At 50.5% G+C, this 576-nt stretch carries 1 pseudogene; it reads right to left on the bottom strand.

The annotated features are described in order from the left end of the window. Positions 1 to 576, bottom strand: a pseudogene (locus tag ACWHAR_RS30160) (MFS transporter); the annotation flags it as partial.

Genomic DNA, 576 nt, shown 5'->3' on the forward strand with positions numbered 1-576 from the left:
AGTCCGCATGCGGTCATAAGCGCACCGCCTGCAAACAGCCAGGAATAAGAGCCTGTTCCGTTTAAAATCATTCCGCCGATCCATGCACCAAGGGCATTGGCAAGGTTAAATGCTGATACGCTGACAGCTGCGGCAATGGTCGTGCCGCCCTCAGATGATGAAATGACCTTTGTTTGCAAAAGAGGCGGCGTGCCGAATGCGCATGCCCCGAATAGGAACGTTGCCAAAATGGCTGCAGCCGGGTAAATGGCGATGTAAGGAAATACAGCCAGAACACCGGTTAAACCGATCATTACACCGATCATCGTCCGAGTCAGCAAAGGCAGCGGCACTTTTCCCGCTAAGAAATTCCCGGCAACGCCTCCCAATCCATACGCAAAGAGAGCACCTGTAATGCCAACCGTGCTGAATCCGGCTGAATGCCTCAAAATGGGTTCGATAAAGGTGTAGGCGATAAAGACACCGGAATAGCCTAAAATGGTAATCGCGAAGGAAAACAGCACTTGTTTGTGTTTAAAAACCCCCCACTCATTCATAAGCATTGGGATCACTTTTGGTTTTCTGTTCGGCACGGCA

Source organism: Bacillus sp. LR--39 (assembly GCF_053613335.1).